This is a genomic window from Mycobacterium sp. 852002-51961_SCH5331710 (assembly GCF_001665535.1).
Lineage (GTDB): Bacteria > Actinomycetota > Actinomycetes > Mycobacteriales > Mycobacteriaceae > Mycobacterium.
The window spans coordinates 52904-73096 of the sequence record NZ_LZSQ01000075.1 but is presented as its reverse complement, the minus strand read 5'-3'; the positions used below and the strand labels follow the sequence as shown (position 1 = coordinate 73096).

The following is a 20193-nucleotide window of genomic DNA, read 5'->3' as shown; positions in this document are numbered from 1 at the left end:
CCTCGATGGCGACCTTCGATTCGGCCTTGGGTTGCGTCGAGGTCACGGCGCGCCCTCTTGCGACGCCGACCACATCGACGTGACCGCCGCCAGCTCATCGGACGACAGACCCGAGGCGGCCATCGGCTCGTGACGCACGTCGGGCGCCTCGCTCTGCGCGGTGGCGTCGACCTTGGCCGCAAGCTCGCCGATCGTGGGGTGTTCGAACACCATTCGCGCGGTGACGGCCACACCCGCGTCGCGCGCCCGTGCCGCGAGTTGGACCGCGAGGATGGAGTCGCCCCCCAACTCGAAGAAGTCGTCGGTGCGGTTCACCTCGGGCACATTGACGACGTCGGCCAGCAGGGCCGCCAGCACGCGCTCGGTCTCCGTGCGCACGGGTTCGGCCGGCCCGGAGGGGGTGGACGGGCGGCGCTGCTCGGCGGCATCGACGAACTCGAGGTCGCCGTCCGCGGTCCACCGGCCCCGCCTGCCCGTCGCCCGCAGATCGGCTCCGGTCTCGTCGACGACGTGGTCGTAGACGTCGCCGACCACGCCGATCGCAACCGGATCGCGCCAGCCGTCGAGCACGCTGGCCGAGGCCGCCGCGCTGAACCGCTGCACGAGACGGCGCTCGTCGCGGTCGGCGATCTGCACGTCGCGCACCCGTTGGCCGGGGTCCTCGGCGAATGCGGCCAGCACACGGTTGAGCCATCCGACGAACCGTTCGGCGGTGCTGCGCCGGTACAGGTCGGTCCGGTAGATGACGTGGCCGCGGTAGCCGTCCTCGGCGCCGAAGAAGTTGACCGACAAGTCGGCGTGCGCCACGTCGAACGGCGGCTCGAGCGCGGTGAACGTGGTGTCGCCGTCGGCGCGCGACTCGATCACCTGGTCGGCGGGCAGCGCCTCGCGCACGTGCACGACGACACCGAACAACGGGTTGCGCGACAACGACCGTGCCGGGCTGACCGCGTCGACCACCTGGTCGAACGGCAGGTCCTGGTGGGCGTAGGCCTCCAACGCGGTGCCGCGGGCCCGGCGCAGCACCTCGCGCAGCGTCGGGTTGTCGCTCAGATCGTTGCGCAGCACCACGATGTTGATGAAGAAGCCGACGAGCTGGTCGAGCTCGGACTCGGTGCGGCCCGCGACCGGGGTGCCCAACGGAATGTCCGGGCGCTCACCGGCTTTGTGCAGTGCGACCGCGACGGCCGCCTGCAGCAGCATGAACTCGGTGACACCGAGTTCCGAGCTCAGTTCCGCGAGCTTGCCGCGGGTGGTGGCGTCGATGCCGAACTCGACCGCGTCGCCTTCGCCGCTCAGCACGGGCGGACGCGGGAAATCCGGTGTCAGGCCGGGGTCTTCGTGCATGCCGGCCAACTGTTCGCGCCAGTACTCACGCTGCGCCGCGATCGGCCCGTCGGTCTCGCCGAGCAGCGTCGCCTGCCACGCCGCGTAGTCCGCGTACTGGACCGGCAGTGGCGCGAATCCCGGCGCCTCACCGGCACGCCGGGCGCGGTACGCCGTCAGCAGGTCGGTGAACAACACCATGGCAGACCAGTGGTCGGCGGCGATGTGGTGCACGACCAGCGACACCACGTGCGCATCCGGGGTGGCGAGCACGGCGGCGCGCACGGGCGGGTCGGCCTCGAGGTCGAAGACATGCCTGCGCTCGTTGCCGAGTTCGGTTTCCAACCAGATGTCGTCGGTGCCGTGGGCGCGGCGCACCGCGACCTCGAGAGCGTCGTTGACGATCTGGTATGGCGCGCCGTCGATTTCGCGATACGTCGTGCGCAGCACCTCGTGCCTGCCCACCACGTCCCGCACCGCCTGCACGAACGCCTCGGTGTCACACGGTCCGTGGATGCGGGCCGCGAACGGGATGTTGTTGACCGGGCTGGGTCCGTCGATGCGGTACTGGAACCACATGCGAAGCTGCGAGGCCGACATGAGCAGCGGCCTGTCGTGCGGTACGGGCACCAGCCTGGGACGGGCCGGCCCGGCGGCCGACGAGTCGATTCGCTGCGCGAGGGCGGCGACGGTGCCCAGTTCGAAGACCTCGCGCACGCCGATGTCGACGTTGAATGCACTGCGCACTCCGGCAACGAGTTTGGTGGCCAACAGCGAGTGGCCACCGAGGTCGAAGAACGAGTCGTCGGCACCGATGCGGTCGCGTTCGAGGAGTTCGGCGAACAGGTCGGCGATTCGGCGTTCGGTCCCGTCGGCGGGTTCGCGGAACGCGGCGCCGGAGTCGATGTCGGGTTCGGGCAGCGCGGCCCGGTCGATCTTGCCGTGCGCGGTGATGGGGATCTCGTCGATGACGACGTAGGCGGCGGGGGTCATGTACTCGGGTAGCGCGGCCGCGACGCGGCTGCGGATCCGCTCGACGTCGACGGTGTCGATGTCCTCGGCAGGCGTGACGTAGCCGACGAGGCTCTTGCCCATGCCGGGCAGATCGCTGACCACCACGACCGCCTGGCCGACGCTGGGGTCGACGGAGATGGCCGCCGCAACCTCGCCGAGTTCGATGCGGAACCCGCGGATCTTGACCTGCTCGTCGGCGCGACCGACGAATTCGATGTCGCCGTCGCCGTTGCGGCGGGCCAGGTCGCCCGATCGGTAGAGCCGACCGCCGGGGTTGAACGGATCGGCGACGAACCGCTCGGCGGTCAGCCTGGGACGGTCGTGATAGCCGTGCGCGATATGCGTTCCGCCGATGTAGATCTCCCCGATCACCCCGACCGGAACCGGGCGCAGGGCGTCGTCGAGCAGGTGGATCTGCGTGTTGATCTTGGGCTTGCCGATTGGCACGATGCGCGTGCCCTGCTTGCCCTCGACCTTGTACCGGCTGGCGTTGATGACGGTCTCGGTGGGGCCGTAGAAATTGTGCAGCAGCGCGTCGAACGTGGCGTGGAACTTGTCGGCCAGCTCGCCGGGCAGCGCCTCGCCGCCGATGGGCACGCGCTGCAGGGTCCGCCACTGGTTGACCCCGGGCAGTGACAGGAACAACCCGAGCAGCGAGGGCACGAAATGCATTGAGGTGATGCCCTCGTCGTGTAGCAGCTCGGTGAGGTACCCGACGTCGCGCAGACCGTCCGGGCGCGGGATCACCAGGCGGCCGCCGCACGCGAGCATGCCGAAGATCTCGGCGATCGAGACGTCGAAGCTCGGCGAGGCGACCTGTAGCAGCCGCTCGTTCTCGTCGATCCCGTAGTCACCCTTGAACCAGACGAAGTATTCCGCGACGGGCCGGTGGGGCACCGGAACGCCCTTGGGCAAACCGGTCGAGCCCGACGTGTAGATCAGGTATGCGGTGCTGTCCGGGTCCAGCGGGCGGACGCGGTCGGCGTCGGTGGGGTTGGTGGCGGGGAACCCGTCGAGGTCGGTGATCGGTTCCCGGATGGTCAGCTTCGGATCGGAGTCCGACAGGATGAACGTCAGCCGGTCCACGGGATAGGTGGGATCGACGGGTTGGTACACCGCGCCCGCCTTGATCACGCCGAGGGCGGTGATCACGAGTTCCGGTGAGCGGTCCAGCAGCACCGCGACCCGATCCTCGGTTCCGATGCCCCGCTCGATCAGCCAGTGCGCCAACCGGTTCGCCGACTCGTTGAGTTCGCGGTAGGTGTAGTTGCGGCCCTCGTAGACGACGGCGACCGCGTCGGGTGTGCGGGCGACCTGCGCCTCCACCAGCGCCGTCATGGTGGATGGCTCGGTGACGAACTCCTCGCCCGCCGAGACCCGGCGGAGCCATTCGACGTCGTCGGGCCCCATCAGGTCGAGATCGCTGATCGGCAGGTCGGGGCGTCGCAGCGCATCGTCGAGCAGCACCAGGTAGTGCTCGAGCAGGTGTCGGACCAGCGCCGCGTCCAGGATCTCGACGAGGTACTCGGCCTCGACCACGATTCCGGGAGCGTCGAACTCCACCATGAAACCCAGCGGCAGCTGGGTGAGGTGTCCGCGTAGTTCGGCTCGGCGGCAGGTGATTCCGGGCGGGTTGAATCCCTGACTGTCGGCGCCGCGGGCCCCGAAGGTCACCCGCGTCATCCGTTCGACGCCGTGGCGGCGATCCGGGTTCAGTTCGCGCACCACCCGGTCCAGGTTCACGCGCTGATGCGCGAACGCGCCGACCGCGGTGTCGCGGGCGGCGGCGAGGACGTCGCGGAAATTCTGATGTGCTCCCGCGCGCAGGCGCAGCGCCACCGTGTTGCCGTAATAGCCGATCACGTCCTCGACGTCGGCGGTGCGGTTGAGCACGGGCGTGGCGACCAGGAAGTCGTCGGCGTGGGTGTAGCGCTGCAGCAGCACCCCGAAGGCGGCCAGCAGCACCATGTACGGCGTCGCGCCGGACTCCTTGGCCAGCGCGGCGACCCGATCGACGGTCGCATCGGGCAATTGCAGCGTCAGCCGTTGCGACCGCCAGTTCGTCGGCACCGCAGAGCCGTTGGGACCGGGCAGCTCGAGCGGTTCGGGTGGGTCGGCCAGCACGTCGCGCCAGTAGTCCAGGTCCTCGTCGACCGAGCCGAGCGCATGCGACGGCGGCGTGACCGCGGGTGCCAGCGCTTCACCGGCGTAGGCGCGCGTCAGGTCGCCGAAGAAGACCTGCCAGCTGCCGTCGTCCCAAGCGATGTGGTGCGCGACGAGCAGCATGACGTGTTCGTCGGGCGCGGTACGCACGAGCGTCAGCCGCAGCGGCGAATCGGCGCTCAGATCGAAGGAGGCGCCGAACTCGCGCTGGGCCAGCACCTCGAGGCGCAACCGACGCGCGTGTTCGGACAGGTCCGTCAAATCGTGCACGGCCCAGCCGGGTGACAGGTCCTCGTGCACGGTCGGTTGTGGTTCGCCGTTCTCGTCGACGCCGTAGGTGGTGCGCAGCAGCGAATGGCGCGCGGCGACCGCCTTGACTGCGTCATGCAGGCGGGCGACATCCAGGTCACCGGTGAGCCGGTAGGACAGGCAGATGTTGAGGATGGCGCCGGTCGGGTCGGCGGCCTGGACGAACCACATGCGGCGCTGCCCGTCGGACAGGCCGACCTGCGCGGCCGAGGCGCTCTCCGCGCGCAGTCCCCGCTCGGCGAGCTTGCGGCGCAGCAGCTCGAGCCGGCGGTCTTGTACCTGCTCGCGGATGTCGACCGTGTCAGTCACGCGTTGTTCACCTTTTCTGATCGTTTGGTGCTGTCGAGGTCGGCGACGAGCTCGCCGCCGGTGATGCCACCGAGCAGCACGGCCAGCGACACCTTGTGGCCGGTCGCGCGCTGCAGCCGTTTACGGAGGTCGAGAGCCAGCAGAGAGTCGACCCCGAGGTCGAGCAGCGATGTGTCGAGATCGATTGCGTCCGCCTCGACGTCGAGGACCGCGCCGAGCTCGGCCCTTACCAGCGCCGTGGTGTCGACATCGGCTTCGGTTGACACCGTGTTCATTTCGACGTGGCCGTCGGTTCGGCTTCCCAGGAACACCCGCAACCGGGTCTCGTCGGCGCTGAACAGCAGCGGGTCCTGGACGTGGTCACGAAGGCTGGCCTCGACGGCTGCGTCCGGTGCCATCGCCAGCAGCCCGGACCGCTCGATCTTGGTGACCTCGGCCGCGTCGGCGATGCCGCTGCCGCGCCACAGCCCGTACCTGGCGGCCACGCAGTGCTGACCTTCGGCGCGCAGTTGACCCGCCATCACGTCGAGCATCCGGTTGGCGGCCGAGTATGCGGCGTGACCGCGACCGCCCCAGACACCCGACACCGAGGAGCACACCAGGATTCGAGCGTCGGAGCGCAGGGGCCAGGACTCGGCCATCCTGGCCAGCCCGCCGATCTTCGCGTTCGCCGCGTCGACGAACGCCTCGGAGGTGAGCGCGTCGCGGTCGGCGAACGTCGCCGCGCCCGCGGCGTGGATGAGCAGCGACGCCCCAGCGCCCGCGTACCGCCCGGCAGCCGCGGCGACCTGCTCGCCGGAGGTGATGTCGCACCGGGGCGCGACCACCTCGAGATCCCGTGCGACGGCGGCGAGTTCGGCGCAGACGGCGCCGTCGACGCCGCTGCGGCTGAGCAGCACGATGCGGCGCGCCCCGTGGGCGGCGAGATACCGCGCGAAGTGCAGCCCGACCGCGCCGTTGCCGCCGGTGATCACCACATCGTCGAACGCCCCGGGCTCCGAGAGCCAGGACGGTGCCGGCTCTACAGACTCACCGATGGATCGGACGTAAACCTCTGGGCCTGAGCCGTTGTCGCGCACCGCCGCCTCGTCGACGCGCGAGAGAAGTGCGCCGACCACCGTTGCGCTGAGCGCGTCGTCGGGATCCCACGACGGGAGGTCGAGATGTCTGAACACCTGCTCCGGACGTTCGAAGCCGAGGCTGCGGTGCATCGCGGCCAGCGCGGCCTGGGCGGGCAGGGCGACCGGCTCTGCGGGGTGCACGTGCTCACCGCCGACGGTGACCAGGCACACCGCGCGGCATTGCGGTCCTGCGGCGTCGACGTAGTCGAGCAGACCCTCACCGGCGAGTTGGGCGAGCTCGTGGGCCGCGCGTTCGACGTCGGGGTGGTCCAGCAGGGGCGCGACGGCGACGACGAGGTCGGCCTCGGTCGGCTCCACGACCTCAGCGTCGCTGCGGCGCAATGCCGTTCGCAGCGTCTCGGCGAGCGGCCCGCGCGGACCGGCGAGGTCGACGACCGCGACCCGCTGTCCGGGTGCGTCCGGACCGATCGCGGTGATGTTCCACGCCTCGCGGGCGACGGTGAGGCCGTAGACCGGTGCCAGCGGTTGCGGTTCGGCCCACAGCCGGAGCGCCCGCATCGGCGCGTTCGGGAAGCCACGCAAATGCGGCTGGGCGTCGATGTCCGCCATGTCGGCCCACCGGAATTCGGGGTCGGCCACGGCGACTGTAGCGATGCTGGCCGATACCGAGTCAATGAGCGGATGGTCGCGGTGCCCCGAGCCGACGACCACCGGATCGTCCTCGGACAGGATCTCCCCCAGCGCGAACAGCAGGGTCGGATGCGCCGACATCTCGATGTACGCGGTGGCGCCGTGGCTCCCTGCGGCAGCAACGGCACGATCGAATCGCACAGTGTTGCGCAGGTTCTCGTACCAGTAGGACGTGAAGTCGGTTCCCGCGGGCACGACGTCCGCTGTGGTGGATCCGATGAACCGGATCGGCGCGTCGGCGAAGTCGGCGTCCGGGAGCATGGCGAGCAGGTCGTCGCGCACCCGTTCCAGCGCGCTGGTGTGACCCGGGTAGTTCACGTCGAGTTCGCGGGCGAACAGGCCCTGTTCGGTCGCGGTCGCGAGCAACGCGCGGATCGCGGCCCGCTCCCCCGAGATCGCCACCGACGCGTCGGCGTTGACCGCGGACACCTCGAGCCAGCCGGGGGTCGACTCGATCAACCGTTCGGCGTCGGTGAGCGAAACCCCCAGCGCGGCCATGCCGTAGTCGCCCGAGAGACGGTCGACGGCCGTGGCGCGGGCGACGACGACGGCGGCCGCATCCGGCAGCGCGATGCTCCCGGCGACATAGGCCGCGGCGACCTCACCGAGGCTGTGGCCGACCACGAGGTCCGGCACTATTCCGCACGAGCGCCACAGGTGGGCCAGCGCGACGGCATGGGTGAACTGGGCCGACTGGATCTCGGTCTGCGACCAGGTCCCGCCGGTGGTGTCGGAGGTCAGGTACGGCAGCGGTGAGGGCTGCCCCGCGGCGACGAACGCCTCGGCGCAGCGGTCGGCGAGCGTGCGGTACACCCCCGACCGCCGGTAGGCGTCCGCGCCCATGGACGGCCACTGGTTGCCCTGCCCCGGAAACACGAAAGCCGTTCGCATCGTCGGTGATTGCGACGATCGGGCCACCAGCGGATGCGTGCCTCCGTCGGCGACCGCGCGGAGCCCGTCGGCCAGTTCGGCGGTGTCCGCAGCACGGACCACGGCGCGGTGCCTGCGCAGGCGTCGGGTGCGTAGCAGCGTCGCGGCGACGGCCCGCACGTCGGGTTCGCGCTCGAGATAGCGCAGTATCGCCTCGGCGTCGGCGGCGAGGAGTTCCTCGGCGTGCGTGCTCAAGACGACGGGCACCCGGCCGTCGGGAAATCCGGTGGGCATCACGCCGCCTCGGGTCGGATCGCCGGAACCGAGACGATCACGTGGGCGTTGGTACCGCTCATACCGAACGCGGTGACCGCCGCGAACCGCTCACCGTTGATGTCCGGCCAGGGTGTCAGCTCGGATGCCAGGCGCAATCCCTGGCATTCCCAGTCGATTTCGCGGCTGGCTTCGTCGGTGTGCAGCGTGGCGGGGATCGCACCGTGTTCGGCGGAGATCAGTGCCTTGGCCAGGCCGAGCCCGCCGGCGGCGGCCTGCGTGTGGCCGAGGTTCGACTTCACCGAACCCAGCAGCGGACCCTCGCCGGGTTCGGTGGCGCCGTACGTGCCGGCGAGCGAGAGCAATTCCGTGCGGTCGCCGAGCCGGGTGCCGGTGCCGTGTCCTTCGACCATTCCGATGTCCTGCGGGCGCAGACCGCTCGACTCGAGCGCCCGTGCGAACAGCCGGGTCTGCGCCTGTCCGCTCGGTGCGGTCAGGCCGACGGAACGCCCGTCCTGGTTGAGGCAGGTGGCCCGCAGTTCGGCGAGGATCTCACGCCCGTCGCTTAAGGCTCGAGATCTTCGCTGCAGCACGAACATGGCCGCGCCCTCGGCCCACACGGTGCCGCTGGCCAGTGCGCTGTAGGGCCGGCAGTGGCCGTCGTCGGACAGCGCGTGCTGTTTGGAGAATTCGACGAAGAAGCCGGGTGAGCCCATCACGCAGACCCCGCCGGCCAGCGCGAGGTCGCAGTCCTGCGACCGCAGGGACTGTGCCGCGGTGTGAATCGCGGTCAGCGTCGACGAGCAGGAGGTGTCGATCGTCAGCGCAGGCCCGGCCAGCCCCAGGGTGTAGGCGATGCGGCCGCTGATCACGCCGAGCGCAGTGCCGGACATCAAATGCCCGGTCAGATTGGAGAATTCGGCAAGGTCGGGTCCGTACCCCATCACCGAGGCGCCGACGTAGCAGCCGGCGTCGTGACCCGCCAGATCGTCGGGGTTGATCCCACTGTTCTCCAGCGCCCGCCACGCCACACGCAGCGCGACCCGCTGCTGCGGATCCATCGCCACGGCCTCCCGCGGCGAGATCCCGAAGAACTCCGGATCGAAACTCGCTGCATCGTCGAGAAATCCACCGAGGTCGTGGATGCGTTTGAACCCGTCGCGCTGTGAACCGTCGAGGATGTCGCGCACCGACCATCCGCGATCCCGCGGGAACGGGCACAGGCCCTCACGTCCGTTGACCAACAGGTCCCAGTAGTCGTCGGCGGTGTCGATCCCCCCCGGCGCCTCGATCGCCATCCCCACGATGACGATGGGATCGTCGACGCCGTGTGGCGCGCTAACCGGCATTGACCAACTCCGCGACCGCGTCGAGGTGGTCGTTGATGTAGAAGTGTCCGCCGTCGAACAGCGACAACGTGAAGGCGCCCTGGGTGTGGGTTTCCCATCCGCGCAACATGTCTGGACTGATGCGGTGGTCGCCGCGGCCGCCGATCGTGTGGATGTCGGCAGCGAGGCGGACGTCAGGTTCACACGCGTAGCGGTTGAACGCCACATAGTCCGCGCGCACCGCGCGCACGAGCAGTTCGATGAAGTCCTCGTCGGCCAGCAGCCGGGGGTCCGTTCCACCGAGGTCGACCATGTTGGCCACGACTTCGGCATCGGCCGTCGGCAGTCTCGGTGAGGTGGCGATGGTCGACGGCGCCTGGCTCGCCGAAACCCACAGTTGGCGGACGGGAACGCCGTGACGTTCTGCCACACGGCCGAATTCGAACGCGATCACCGCGCCCATGCAGTGGCCGAACAGCCGCAGCGGACCCAGTTCGGACCAGTCCCCCGCGGCGAACAGGTCGGCGGCCAGATCCTCCACCGTGTTTGGCGCGGGATGGCTCAGCCGGTCCGCCCGTTGCGGGTACTGGACCACATAGGCGTCGTCACCGGTACGGGCCAAGGCCGAGGCGAATGCCCGGTACGCCGCCGCAGCACCGCCCGCGTGGGGGAAGACGACGGTCGCCCCCTCACTGGACTGCCCAGCGGAGCGTTTAATCCAGGGCGCGAAGGTCAGTTGGCTTCGTTCGTCGATCATCGTGTCGGGGTCGCGTCGGGACGGCGATGAAGCCCGGGCAGGTGCGGTGGGCGGGCCTGCGATCGCGCGGTGAAAACACTCATGAATTCCTCCGTGTGATTAGCGCAGGCTGTCCTAAGTCGGAAGTGAGGTTACCCTATCCTTCTCGACGCGGACACGGCTACGTCGCCCCTCCGGCGGGCCGCCTCAAGAGTTTCTGGCGCAACCACCTCTCAGTGCGGCCGCACCTGCGTTGACGTGTGCAAACGCGCTACCCGAACGCTGCGGCCATGACCCACCCACTCGCGGCGACGCGCTGATTCCAGAACTGCGCATACTGCCCGCCGCGGGCCGTCAGCTCGGCGTGGCTGCCCTGGTCCTCGACCGTTCCGTCTGCCGACAGAACCACGATGTTGTCGGCGGCGGTGACCGTGGACAGCTTGTGGGCGATCACGATGACCGTGCTGCGCCGGGCCAATGTCCGGATCGATTCGGCGACGTGGTGTTCGTTCTCGGGATCCAGCGCGCTGGTCGCTTCGTCGAACAGCACGATCGGCGCGTTCTTGACCAGCGCCCGCGCAATGGACACCCGCTGCCGTTCGCCGCCCGAGAGCGCCGAACCGCCCTCGCCCACCCGGGTCTGCCAGCCGTCGGGCAGTCGCTCCACGACCGACAGCAGGCCCGCGGTCCGGGCCGCCTCGACGATGGCGTCGTCGCCGGCGTCGGGCCGGCCGATGCGGATGTTCTCCCACAGCGTGTCGTCGAACAGGTACACGTCCTGGAACACCAGCGACAGCTGCGCCATCAGATCCGCGGTGAGCTGGTCGCGGACGTCCACCCCGCCGACGCGCACCACGCCGGCGTCGACGTCGTAGAAGCGGGCGATCAGCTTGGTGATCGTCGACTTACCGGACCCGGACGGACCGACCAGCGCGGTCAGGGTGCCCGGTTCGGCGACAAAGCTCACGTCGGACAACACTTTTCGGTCCGAGTAGCCGAACGCGACGCGATCCAGCTCGACGCGCCCGGGTGTGGAGAGCGCGCTCGCGGCGGCGGGTTCCGGCAGTGCCGGGGTGTCCAGGATCGTCGTGATGCGCGCCAACTCCGCCGTCGCCAACCTGACCGCGGATCCGAGCTCGGCCAGCTGGGACAGCGGCGAGGCGAACCGGGCCGCGAGCCCGAGGATGGCGACCAACGTGACCGGGTTGACGTCGCCCTGCGCCGCCACCCACACGCCGGCGGCGATCAGCGCCGAGAACACCGCCTGCACCGCAACGCCGTTCAGCAGCAACCCGGTCACCGACTGCCACAGGGCGGCGCGCCCGGCGCGATGCTGATCTCGCAGTGCGTCACCGAGCGGCGTGTAGTCACCCCCGGTGCGGCCGAACGCCCGCAGCACCGGTTGGTAGCGCGCGAACTCGATCACCCGGTTGTTGACCTCGGTCGCCGCGTCGTGCGTCCGCTCCTCGGCGGTGGCGATCAGCCGCGAGGCGAACCGCCCGCACACGACCAGCAGCACACCGCCGACCAACGCGACGAGCCCGACGCGCCAGTCGAAGAAGAACAACCCGATCACGACCGTGACCGCGCTCACGGTGTTGACCACCAGCGGGGTGACCAAGTTGCCGCCGCTGGTGCCGACAAACACCGTTCCCTTGACCGCGATTTGGGAGACCTTGCCGACCGTCTCGCGGGTGAACCAGCCCAGCGGCAGGGTCACCATGTGGTCGCCGAGCCGGTGGTGCAGCAGACGCATGGTGGTCAGCGCCATTCGGATCGCGAGTTTCGCCTGCAGGTAGTTGAGCGCCGAGGCGACCAGCACGGTGAGCGCCATGGTCCCCAGCCAGCGGCCCGCGGCGGCGAAGTCACCGTCGAACAACGACACGGTCACCGGCACCAGGAGCAGCATCACCAACCCGTGCAGGACGCCGTAGACGGTCACCACCGACAGGAAGCTGAACATCCGGCCCCGCTGCGGGCCGAGGATCTGCAGAAAGCCCCGGATCATCGCGCGACCTCCCATTCCTGCGCGTTACCTGCGGTGTAGGTTCGCCACATCCGCGCGTATTGCCCGCCGGCAGCAAGCAATTCATCGTGCCTGCCCTGTTCGACGACGCGTCCCGAGTCGAGCACGACGATGTTGTCCGCGGAGGCGATCGAGCCAAGGCGGTGCGCGATGACCAGCACGGTGCGTCCGACGATGAGACGCGACAGCGCCTCCTGGATCAGGGCCTCCGAGTCCGGATCGGCGAACGCCGTCGCCTCGTCGAGCACCAGGATCGGCGTGTCGGCCAGCAGAGCGCGCGCAATGCTGACGCGTTGCGCCTCGCCGCCGGAGAAGTGCGCATCCTCATCGACGATGGAGTCATACCCGTTGGGCAGCGCCAAGATCCGGTCGTGGATGCGGGCGGCCTTCGCCGCGGCGACGACCTCGTCGTCACCGGCGTCGGACCGGCCGAGTCGGATGTTGTCGGCGACGCTGATGCCGAGAAGTTGCACGTCCTGCAGGACGAACCCGACGTGTCGGTACAGCTCTGCCGAGGCGATGTCGCGCACGTCGACCCCTCCGATGCGGACCGCACCCGCGGCGACGTCGTGAAATCGCGGCACCAGCGTGGCCAGCGTCGACTTGCCGCTGCCCGACGGACCGACGAGCGCGGTGATGGTCCCGGCCGCGAGCGTGAGCGAAACGTCGTGCAGGACGGTGTGCTTACCGTCGTACGCGAACCGCACACTGTCGAACTCGACCGAATTGTCCTGCGGCACCGCGGCTTCACGCGGGACGGGCAGTGCTGGTGTGTCGAGGAGGCGCTGCAGGCGCCCGGCGGCGGCCGCGGCCTGCCGTTTGATGTGCGTGGAGTAGCCGACGGTCAGGACGGCGGCCGGGATGGTCACGGCCACCAGTGTCGAGCCGAGCACCTCGATCGGGCTGACCCAGCCGCTGCGGACGAACCAGTATCCACCGGCCAAGTTGGCCAGCAGCAGCACCGGGGTGTCGATGAAGATCGACGACACCGCCTTGACCCGCACCAGCGGTCCGATCCATTCGGCGAAACCCGAGTTGAACTCGTCGGCGGCGTCGGCGAAACGCTTGTGCGCCTTGCCCGCCTGACCGAAGGTCTTGACCACCGATACCCCGGCGATGAACTCGACGATGGTGGCGCTGATCCGCTCGACTCCCCGGTCGAGCCGTTCCATCTGGGTTCGGGAGTCGCGCCCGAGCGCGAGGTAGACGCCGATGTAGAACGGCACGGTGGCCATCGCGAGCAGGCCCAGCCGCCAGTCGAGGTAGAAGCAGTAGATGAGGCCGAACAGCGGCGTGGCCAGCGCACCGGTGTTCTCCACCGCGGAATGGGCCACTAGGAAATGCAATTCGCCGACGTCGTTCTGGACGGCCTTGCGCACCTCGCCCGACGACCTGCTGCCGAACCAGCCCAGCGGCAACCGGCCGAGCTTGTCGACGATGCGCAGCCGCAGCGACCGCTGCAGGTCCACGTCGGCGAAGTGGGTGATCGTCAGCGCGGCACCGCCGGCCAGCGTGCGCACCAGCAGCGCGACGATCACCACGGCGACGATCGTCCAGAGCCTGGCGGTGTCGGGCGGGCCCTGCGCGAGCAGTTCACGGCCGATCTCGACGATCCCGATGAACGGCACGATGGTGGCCGCCGACGCCAGCAGCTGGTACCGCTGCGCCCGTGACGACCGCGCCCGGGTGGGGGCGAGCAGCTGCTGTAGCGCGAGCTTGTCGTAGGTAGCCGCCCGCTTGGCCGCGTCGCCCGCGGGTTCGGGTGAATCCGTCTCGACGACGGGCGCTGGTTGCACGGCGGTCATGCACCCTCCAGGTCTCGGGGTAAGGGTCGCCTAACCCTACCGGCCGCGTGACGACTGGCGGTCGCTACGTAACGTGAAGTGGTCGGTTATGGGCTCACTCCTCTCTCGAAAGGGACCTTCATGGATCTGGCAGGCGTCGGTGTCTGGAGTTCGCAGTTGCGCTACGGCGATCAGGGTCAAGCGGCCGAGGCCGCCGCGGAGTTGGAGGAGCTCGGCTTCACCGCGCTGTGGATCCCCGACGTCGGTGGGCCCGTCCTCGACTCGGTGGAACACCTGCTCTCGGCGACCAAGCAGGTGGTGATCGCCACCGGCATCCTGAACCTCTGGATGCACGAGCCCGCCGATGTGGCCGCCCGCTACGCGGCGTTGACCGAAACCCACGGTGAGCGCTTCCTGCTCGGCATCGGGGTGAGCCATGCACCGTTGATCGACAGCAAGGAACCGGGGCTCTACCGCAAACCGCTGGCCGCGACCCGCAAGTACTTGGACGGGATCGATGCGACCCCACAGCCGGTTCCGGTCGCCAACCGCGTGCTCGCGGCCCTGGGCCCGAAGATGCTCGAGCTGGCCGCGACCCGGGCTCGCGGCGCACACCCCTATCTCGTCACCCCGGACCACACTCGGTACGCGCGTGAGCATCTGGGTGAGGGCCCGCTGCTGCTGCCCGAGCAGACCGTGCTGCTCACGACCGACCGGGACGAGGCACGCTCCGTCGGAACCGATTGGCTGCGTTCATATCTGGCGCTGCCCAACTACCGCAACAACCTGTTGCGGTCGGGGTTCACCGAAGACGAAGTGGAGACGGTCAGCGACCGGCTGTTCGACGCGATCATCGCCTGGGGTGATGAGAAGACCGTGCTCAACCGCGTCCAGGAACACCTCGACGCCGGCGCCGATCACGTGTGCATCCAGGTGCTCACCGCCGATCCGCGGGAGTTCCCGCACGATCAGTGGCGTCGGTTGGCGGCGGCGCTCCGCTGAGGCTCTAGGCCGACGACTCGAGCTCGGACAGCACGGCCGCGCTGTCCATCTGGGCCACCTCGAGGTAGACCTCGGCGACCGCATTGAGCCGCTCGCCGTCCGGTTCGCGACGTAGGAGCCGTTCGGCGAGCTTGGCGACGCACCTGGTCGCGAACATGTCGGTGACCAACACCGTCGGGGTGTCCAGCCAGTCCCGCACCTGGGCGATCACCTGCGTGGCCAGCACCGAATCCCCGCCGAGGGAGAAGAAGTCGTCGTCGATCCCGATCCGGACGTCGTCATCGACGTCGAGCACATCTGCGACGATCGCGACCAGCGCCGACTCCAGCGGTGTGGTCGATGTCCGGAACTCCTGTGCCGCAGGCGGTTCGGCATCGGCCAGCAGGTGCGCAACGGCCTTGCGGTCGATCTTGCCGTTGACGGTGAACGGTATCCGGTCGGACACCACGATGATCTTCGGGATCATGTGCGCCGGTACGAGATCGGACATCGCCGCGGTGACCGACCCCGCGTCGATCGAGGGATCGTCCGTGCGCACCAGCGCCGCGAGCACGTCGCGCTCGGCGGGGACAACGGCGGCGACCGCGGCGGCGATGCCGCCGACGCGCTTGAGCGCGGCCTCCACCTCGCCGAGTTCGATGCGGTATCCGCTGATCTTGACACGGTGGTCGACGCGCCCGACGAACTCCAGCGTGCCGTCGGGCAGGTAACGCACGAGATCACCGGTGCGATACCAGGTTCGGCCGTCATGTTCGACGAACTTCTCTGCGGTCAGGTCGGGCCGTCCGCGGTATCCGCGGGCGATACCCCGGCCGGTGAACCAGAGTTCGCCGGACACCCAGTCGGGGCAGTCCGAACCGTCGGCGGCCGCCACGCGGCAGGCGTTGTTCGGAAAAGGCGTGCCGTAGGGCACCGACGTCCAGCGCGCCGGCGGGTCGTCGACCTCGCAGATCGTGCCGTGCACCGCGGTCTCGGTCGCGCCCCCCAGGCCCGCGGCGCGCACATCGGGGGCCGAGTTCCGCAGGGCGCGAATCAGTTCCGGCCGCACCCAGTCTCCGCCGAGCAGCACCACGCGCAGACCAGTCAGCCGATCGCCGCCCACCTCGAGGAGCATGTCGAGCCAGCCGGGCATCCAGTTCAGGAACGTCACGCCGTGCTGCTGAATCAGCCCGGCCCAGGTGTCCGGGTCGCGACGCTGATCCTCATCGACCACCACCACCGCGCCGCCCGCGCGCAGCAACGCGAAGATCTCCAGCACCGACATGTCGGCTTCCAGCGACGCCAGGGCCAGGCTGCGGTCGCTGGCGTGCAGTCCGAAGTGGTCGGTGACGAATTCGATGGTGTTCATGACCGCGTCGTGGGTGAGCTCCACACCCTTGGGCTCGCCGGTGGAGCCCGACGTGAACAGCACGTAGGCAAGCGAATTCGGATCGACGTCGGCGGGTTGCGCGTCGGCATCGCGGGCGGACGCGTCGGTGACCGTGACGACCGGCACGCCGGTGTGCGTCGCCTCGGCGCCGCCGCAGACGAGTACCGCGGTGACCCCGCTCGACTCCAGGATCCGCGCGCTGCGCTCGACGGGCTGGTCCGCGCCGATCGGGAGGTAGGCCGCGCCCGCCGCGAGGATGCCGAGCACCGCGGGAATCTGCTCGGCGCACTTCGGTCCGATCAGGGCGACGAGGTCACCGGGGCGAACGCCGTTGTCGCGCAACGTCGCCGCGACGCCCAGCGCGCGGGTGCGCAGTTCGCCGTAGCTCAGGTCGCCGTCACGGCTGACCACCGCCGGTGCGCGGGGGTTGTCGAGGGCGTTGCGGAAGAAGCCGTCGTGGATCGCCTCGCCGCTCGGCGGGGCCGTGGTGCCGTTCACCGCTTGGCGCACGGCTCGTTGCGCCTCGGTCACCGCGGGCGGGTCGGGTGCGTCCCACGCGGCGTCATCGGTCGCCAGTCGGGTGAGTTCGGCGAGGTGATAGGCGAACATCGCGTCGGCCACACCCGGACGGAATGCGTCAACGCGCACGTCCCAGTTGATCATCAGGCCGTCGGCCAGCGGGGTCGCTTGCGCGTCAATGAGCACCTGTGGCCCTTGCGAAATCGTCCACACGGGAACGCCGAACTGGTCGGTCACCTCACCGGCGAACAGATCGCCGAGGCCCAGCGCGCTGGTGTAGACGATCGGGGCGAGCACCTGGTTGCCACGGTGCCGCCCGAGGTCCCTGAGCACCGACAGACCGGAGTAGCTCGAGTGCCGAGCGGTGTTGTGCAGGGTCTCCTGGACGGCGCGCGCCCGCTGCGCGGGTGTGCGGCTTTCGGTGAGGTCGATGTCGAGCATCAGCGAGGACGTGAAGCAGCCCACGAGCTTCTCGACGTCGGGGTGGAACGGCTCTCGCCCGAACATCGGCAGGTTGAGCAGGAACCGCGAATTGCTCGACCACCGCGCCAGCGCATGGGAATACGACGCCGCGACGGCCATCGCCGGCGTGATGCCGCGGCGGTGCGCGGCGGCGAACAGGGCGTCTCGGGTTGCGACGTCGAAGATGTGCCACAGGCGGACGCTGCGCCGGGGGTCGGCCTGTTCGGCGGGCGGCACCAACGGCAGTGCGGGCGCTTCGGGGAGTTCCGGGATGCGCTCGGTCCACCATTGCACGTCGTCGTCGGACGGGCCTGGGTTCGACGCGGTCAACGCGGCCCGGTATTCGCGGTAGCTGTATCCGAGGTCGGCAAGCTCACCGCCGCGGTAGAACACGGCGAGGTCGGCCATGAACTTGCGGTAGCTCACCGCGTCGGCGGCGTTCATGTCCATGTCGACATGCAACCGGGTGCGCCCATCGGGGCGCAGCGACAGGCTCAGTTCGAGCACGTCACCGTCGAGGATCTGATGCGACTTCTCGTTTCGGATGGTCTCGAGGCGTTGCTCGGCAGCCGCGTGGTCCAGCTCGCGCAGGTCGTAGATCGTCACGGGCAGGCGCCGGTCCCCGATGCGCTGTGTGCCGTCGGGGAGGATTTCGACGCGCAACATCGGATGGCGCGCAACCAGTTTCGTCGCCGCACTCTGCAGCCGTTCCGGGTCCACGCCGACGCCGTCGAATTCGACGTACAGGTGGGCGGCCACCCCGCCGAGTTGCTGATCGTCGTTGCGGCCCAACCACATCGCGTGCTGCATCGGCGCCAGCGGGAAGGGTTCGTTCTCGTCGCCGGCGGCGGCGGGTTCGGTGGCCCGCTCGGTGGCGTCCTCGCGGGCACGGTCGGCCACCAGCGCCGACCACGCCGACACCGTGGGATTCTCCGCGAGTGCGGCGAAGTTGATGTCGATGCCCTGCTTCCGCCAGCGACCGGACAGCGACATCATGCGGATCGAGTCGAGGCCGGAGGCGATCAGGTCGGCGTTCGGGTCGACCTCGTCGGGATTCACGCCGAGGAGTTCGGCGACCTCCTCGCGGACGGTGCGATCGGTCGTGCGCTCCGTCGACGAACCAGTCTCACCCACACCCACGCGTGCCCTCCAGATTAGTACAGGCTGCCCTAACTAACCCGAGGCACGCTACCTTATATTCGACGCACCGAACACACCTACCCCACGAGGTCGCATCCTTCATGAGCACCGGTTTTGAGCAGCGCCCATCCGCAGAACAGCCGCTCGACAACACCGGATTCGGCGACCTCACGGCCGGTTTCGTGCCGTTTCCGGCCGACCGCGCCGACGAGTACCGGCGCGCGGGCTACTGGACCGACGAACCGCTCGACTCGATCCTGACCGGCGCGGTCGCGGCGTGGCCCGACCGGACCGCGGTGATCGACGACGCCGTCAGCTACTCGTTCGCTGAACTGGACGCCCGTGCCGACCGGATCGCTGCCGCGCTGGCCGACCGCGGCATCGTCCCCGGTGATCGCATGCTGCTGCAACTGCCGAACACCTGCGAGTTCGCCGTGGCCCTGTTCGGGGTGCTGCGCGCCGGCGTCGTCCCCGTCATGTGTCTGCCGGGCCATCGGTCGGCGGAACTGAACCATTTCGCCGCGGTCAGTGGCGCGGTGGGCTTGATCGTGCCCGATGCGGTCGGCGGCTTCGACTACCGCGAGCTCGCCGACGAACTCGTCAGGGACAACCCCGCGATGCAACACGTGTTCGTCCACGGTGAGCCGGGACGGTTCGAATCCTGGTCGGCACTGGCATCTTTCGACGGTCCGCGCACCGAGCGCCCGCCCGTCGACCCCGAGGCGCCCGCCCTCCTCCTCGTGTCCGGCGGCACCACGGGCCTGCCGAAGCTCATCGCCCGCACCCACAACGACTACCTCTACACCGCCAGGGCCAGCGCCCGGGAGTGTCACCTCACCGGCGACGACGTGTACCTCGTCGTGTTGCCCGCCGGCCACAACTTCCCGCTGGCCTGCCCGGGACTGCTGGGCTCGATGAGCGTCGGCGCCACATCGGTTTTCACCACCGACGCCAGCCCCGAGGCGGCGTTCGCGTTGATCGACCGGCACAAGGTCACCGTCACGGCGCTGGTGAATGCGCTGGCCAAGGTGTGGACCCAGGCGTGCGAATGGGAACCGGTGCTGCCGACGTCGCTGCGGCTCGTGCAGGTCGGCGGTTCGCGGATGACGCCGCAGGAGGCCGAGTACATCCGGTCCGGCCTCACCCCGGGACTGCAGCAGATCTTCGGAATGGCCGAGGGCATGCTGAACTTCACCCGCCCCGGCGATCCCGTCGATGTCGTCGTCAACACCCAGGGCAGGCCGATGTCACCGCACGACGAGATGCGGGTCGTCGACGAGTCCGGCGCGCAGGTGGCGCCCGGCGAGGAAGGCGAACTGCTGGTGCGCGGCCCCTACACGCTCAACGGCTATTACCGCGCCGACGAGGCGAACGCGCGCTCGTTCACCCCCGACGGCTTCTATCGCAGCGGCGACCGAGTGCGCATCTTCGCCGACGGCCCGCGGGCCGGCTATGTGGAGGTGACCGGGCGCATCAAGGACGTCATCCACCGCGGTGGTGAGACCGTGTCGGCGTCAGACCTCGAGGAGCATCTGTTCGCCCACCCGGCGATCTACGCCGCCGCGGCGATGGCACTTCCGGACGAGTTCCTCGGCGAGAAGATCTGCGCCGCAGTGGTGTTCAAGGCCGCGCCGATCTCGCTGGTCGAACTCAACCGGTTCCTCGACGAGCGCGGCGTCTCGGCGCACTGCAGGCCCGACGTGCTGTCGCCGTTGCCCACGCTGCCCAAGACGGCGGTCGGCAAGGTGGACAAGAAGAAGGTCGTCGCGCAGCTGACGTCCTGAGCCCGAG

The 20193-nt window shown here is 69.4% G+C and carries 9 protein-coding genes; 2 read left to right on the top strand and 7 right to left on the bottom strand.

The window, feature by feature from the left end:
• Positions 1-42: 42 nt before the first annotated feature.
• From A5752_RS12975 to A5752_RS12950, 6 genes are all read right to left on the bottom strand, one after another.
• On the bottom strand, positions 43-5121 hold the full coding sequence (locus tag A5752_RS12975) for a non-ribosomal peptide synthetase (RefSeq protein ID WP_067085719.1): 5079 nt from the start codon (positions 5119-5121) through the stop codon (positions 43-45).
• Entirely contained in the window at positions 5118-8057 is a 2940-nt protein-coding gene (mbtD, locus tag A5752_RS12970) for a mycobactin polyketide synthase MbtD (protein WP_067085716.1), read from the bottom strand. Before mbtD ends, A5752_RS12975 begins: the two co-directional genes overlap by 4 nt.
• On the bottom strand, positions 8057-9385 hold the full coding sequence (locus A5752_RS12965) for a beta-ketoacyl [acyl carrier protein] synthase domain-containing protein (RefSeq protein WP_067085714.1): 1329 nt from the start codon (positions 9383-9385) through the stop codon (positions 8057-8059). Before A5752_RS12965 ends, mbtD begins: the two co-directional genes overlap by 1 nt.
• Positions 9375-10121, bottom strand: coding sequence for a thioesterase II family protein (locus A5752_RS12960; protein WP_067085712.1), 747 nt, complete (start codon positions 10119-10121; stop codon positions 9375-9377). The genes A5752_RS12965 and A5752_RS12960 overlap by 11 nt, the downstream gene beginning before the upstream one ends.
• A gap of 250 nt (positions 10122-10371) precedes the next feature.
• The gene (locus A5752_RS12955) at positions 10372-12108 is read right to left on the bottom strand and encodes an ABC transporter ATP-binding protein (protein ID WP_067085761.1); all 1737 of its coding nucleotides are present in this window, start codon (positions 12106-12108) and stop codon (positions 10372-10374) included.
• Positions 12105-13931 carry an ABC transporter ATP-binding protein gene (locus A5752_RS12950; RefSeq protein WP_067085710.1) on the bottom strand — a complete coding sequence of 609 codons (1827 nt, stop codon included), beginning with the start codon at positions 13929-13931 and terminating at the stop codon, positions 12105-12107. Before A5752_RS12950 ends, A5752_RS12955 begins: the two co-directional genes overlap by 4 nt.
• Before the next feature lie 120 nt (positions 13932-14051).
• Between A5752_RS12950 and A5752_RS12945 the strand changes: the two genes are divergently transcribed.
• Complete coding sequence (locus A5752_RS12945) at positions 14052-14912, top strand: LLM class F420-dependent oxidoreductase (protein WP_067085708.1); 861 nt, start codon at positions 14052-14054, stop codon at positions 14910-14912.
• Between the two features lie 4 nt (positions 14913-14916).
• On the opposite strand, the gene A5752_RS12940 is transcribed toward A5752_RS12945, so the two are convergent.
• Positions 14917-18402 (bottom strand): non-ribosomal peptide synthetase, encoded by a 3486-nt coding sequence (locus A5752_RS12940; protein WP_067085706.1) that lies wholly within the window; start codon positions 18400-18402, stop codon positions 14917-14919.
• A gap of 101 nt (positions 18403-18503) precedes the next feature.
• On the opposite strand from A5752_RS12940, the gene A5752_RS12935 reads away from it, so the two are divergent.
• Entirely contained in the window at positions 18504-20186 is a 1683-nt protein-coding gene (locus A5752_RS12935; protein ID WP_067085704.1) for a (2,3-dihydroxybenzoyl)adenylate synthase, read from the top strand.
• The last annotated feature ends 7 nt before the right edge of the window (positions 20187-20193 follow it).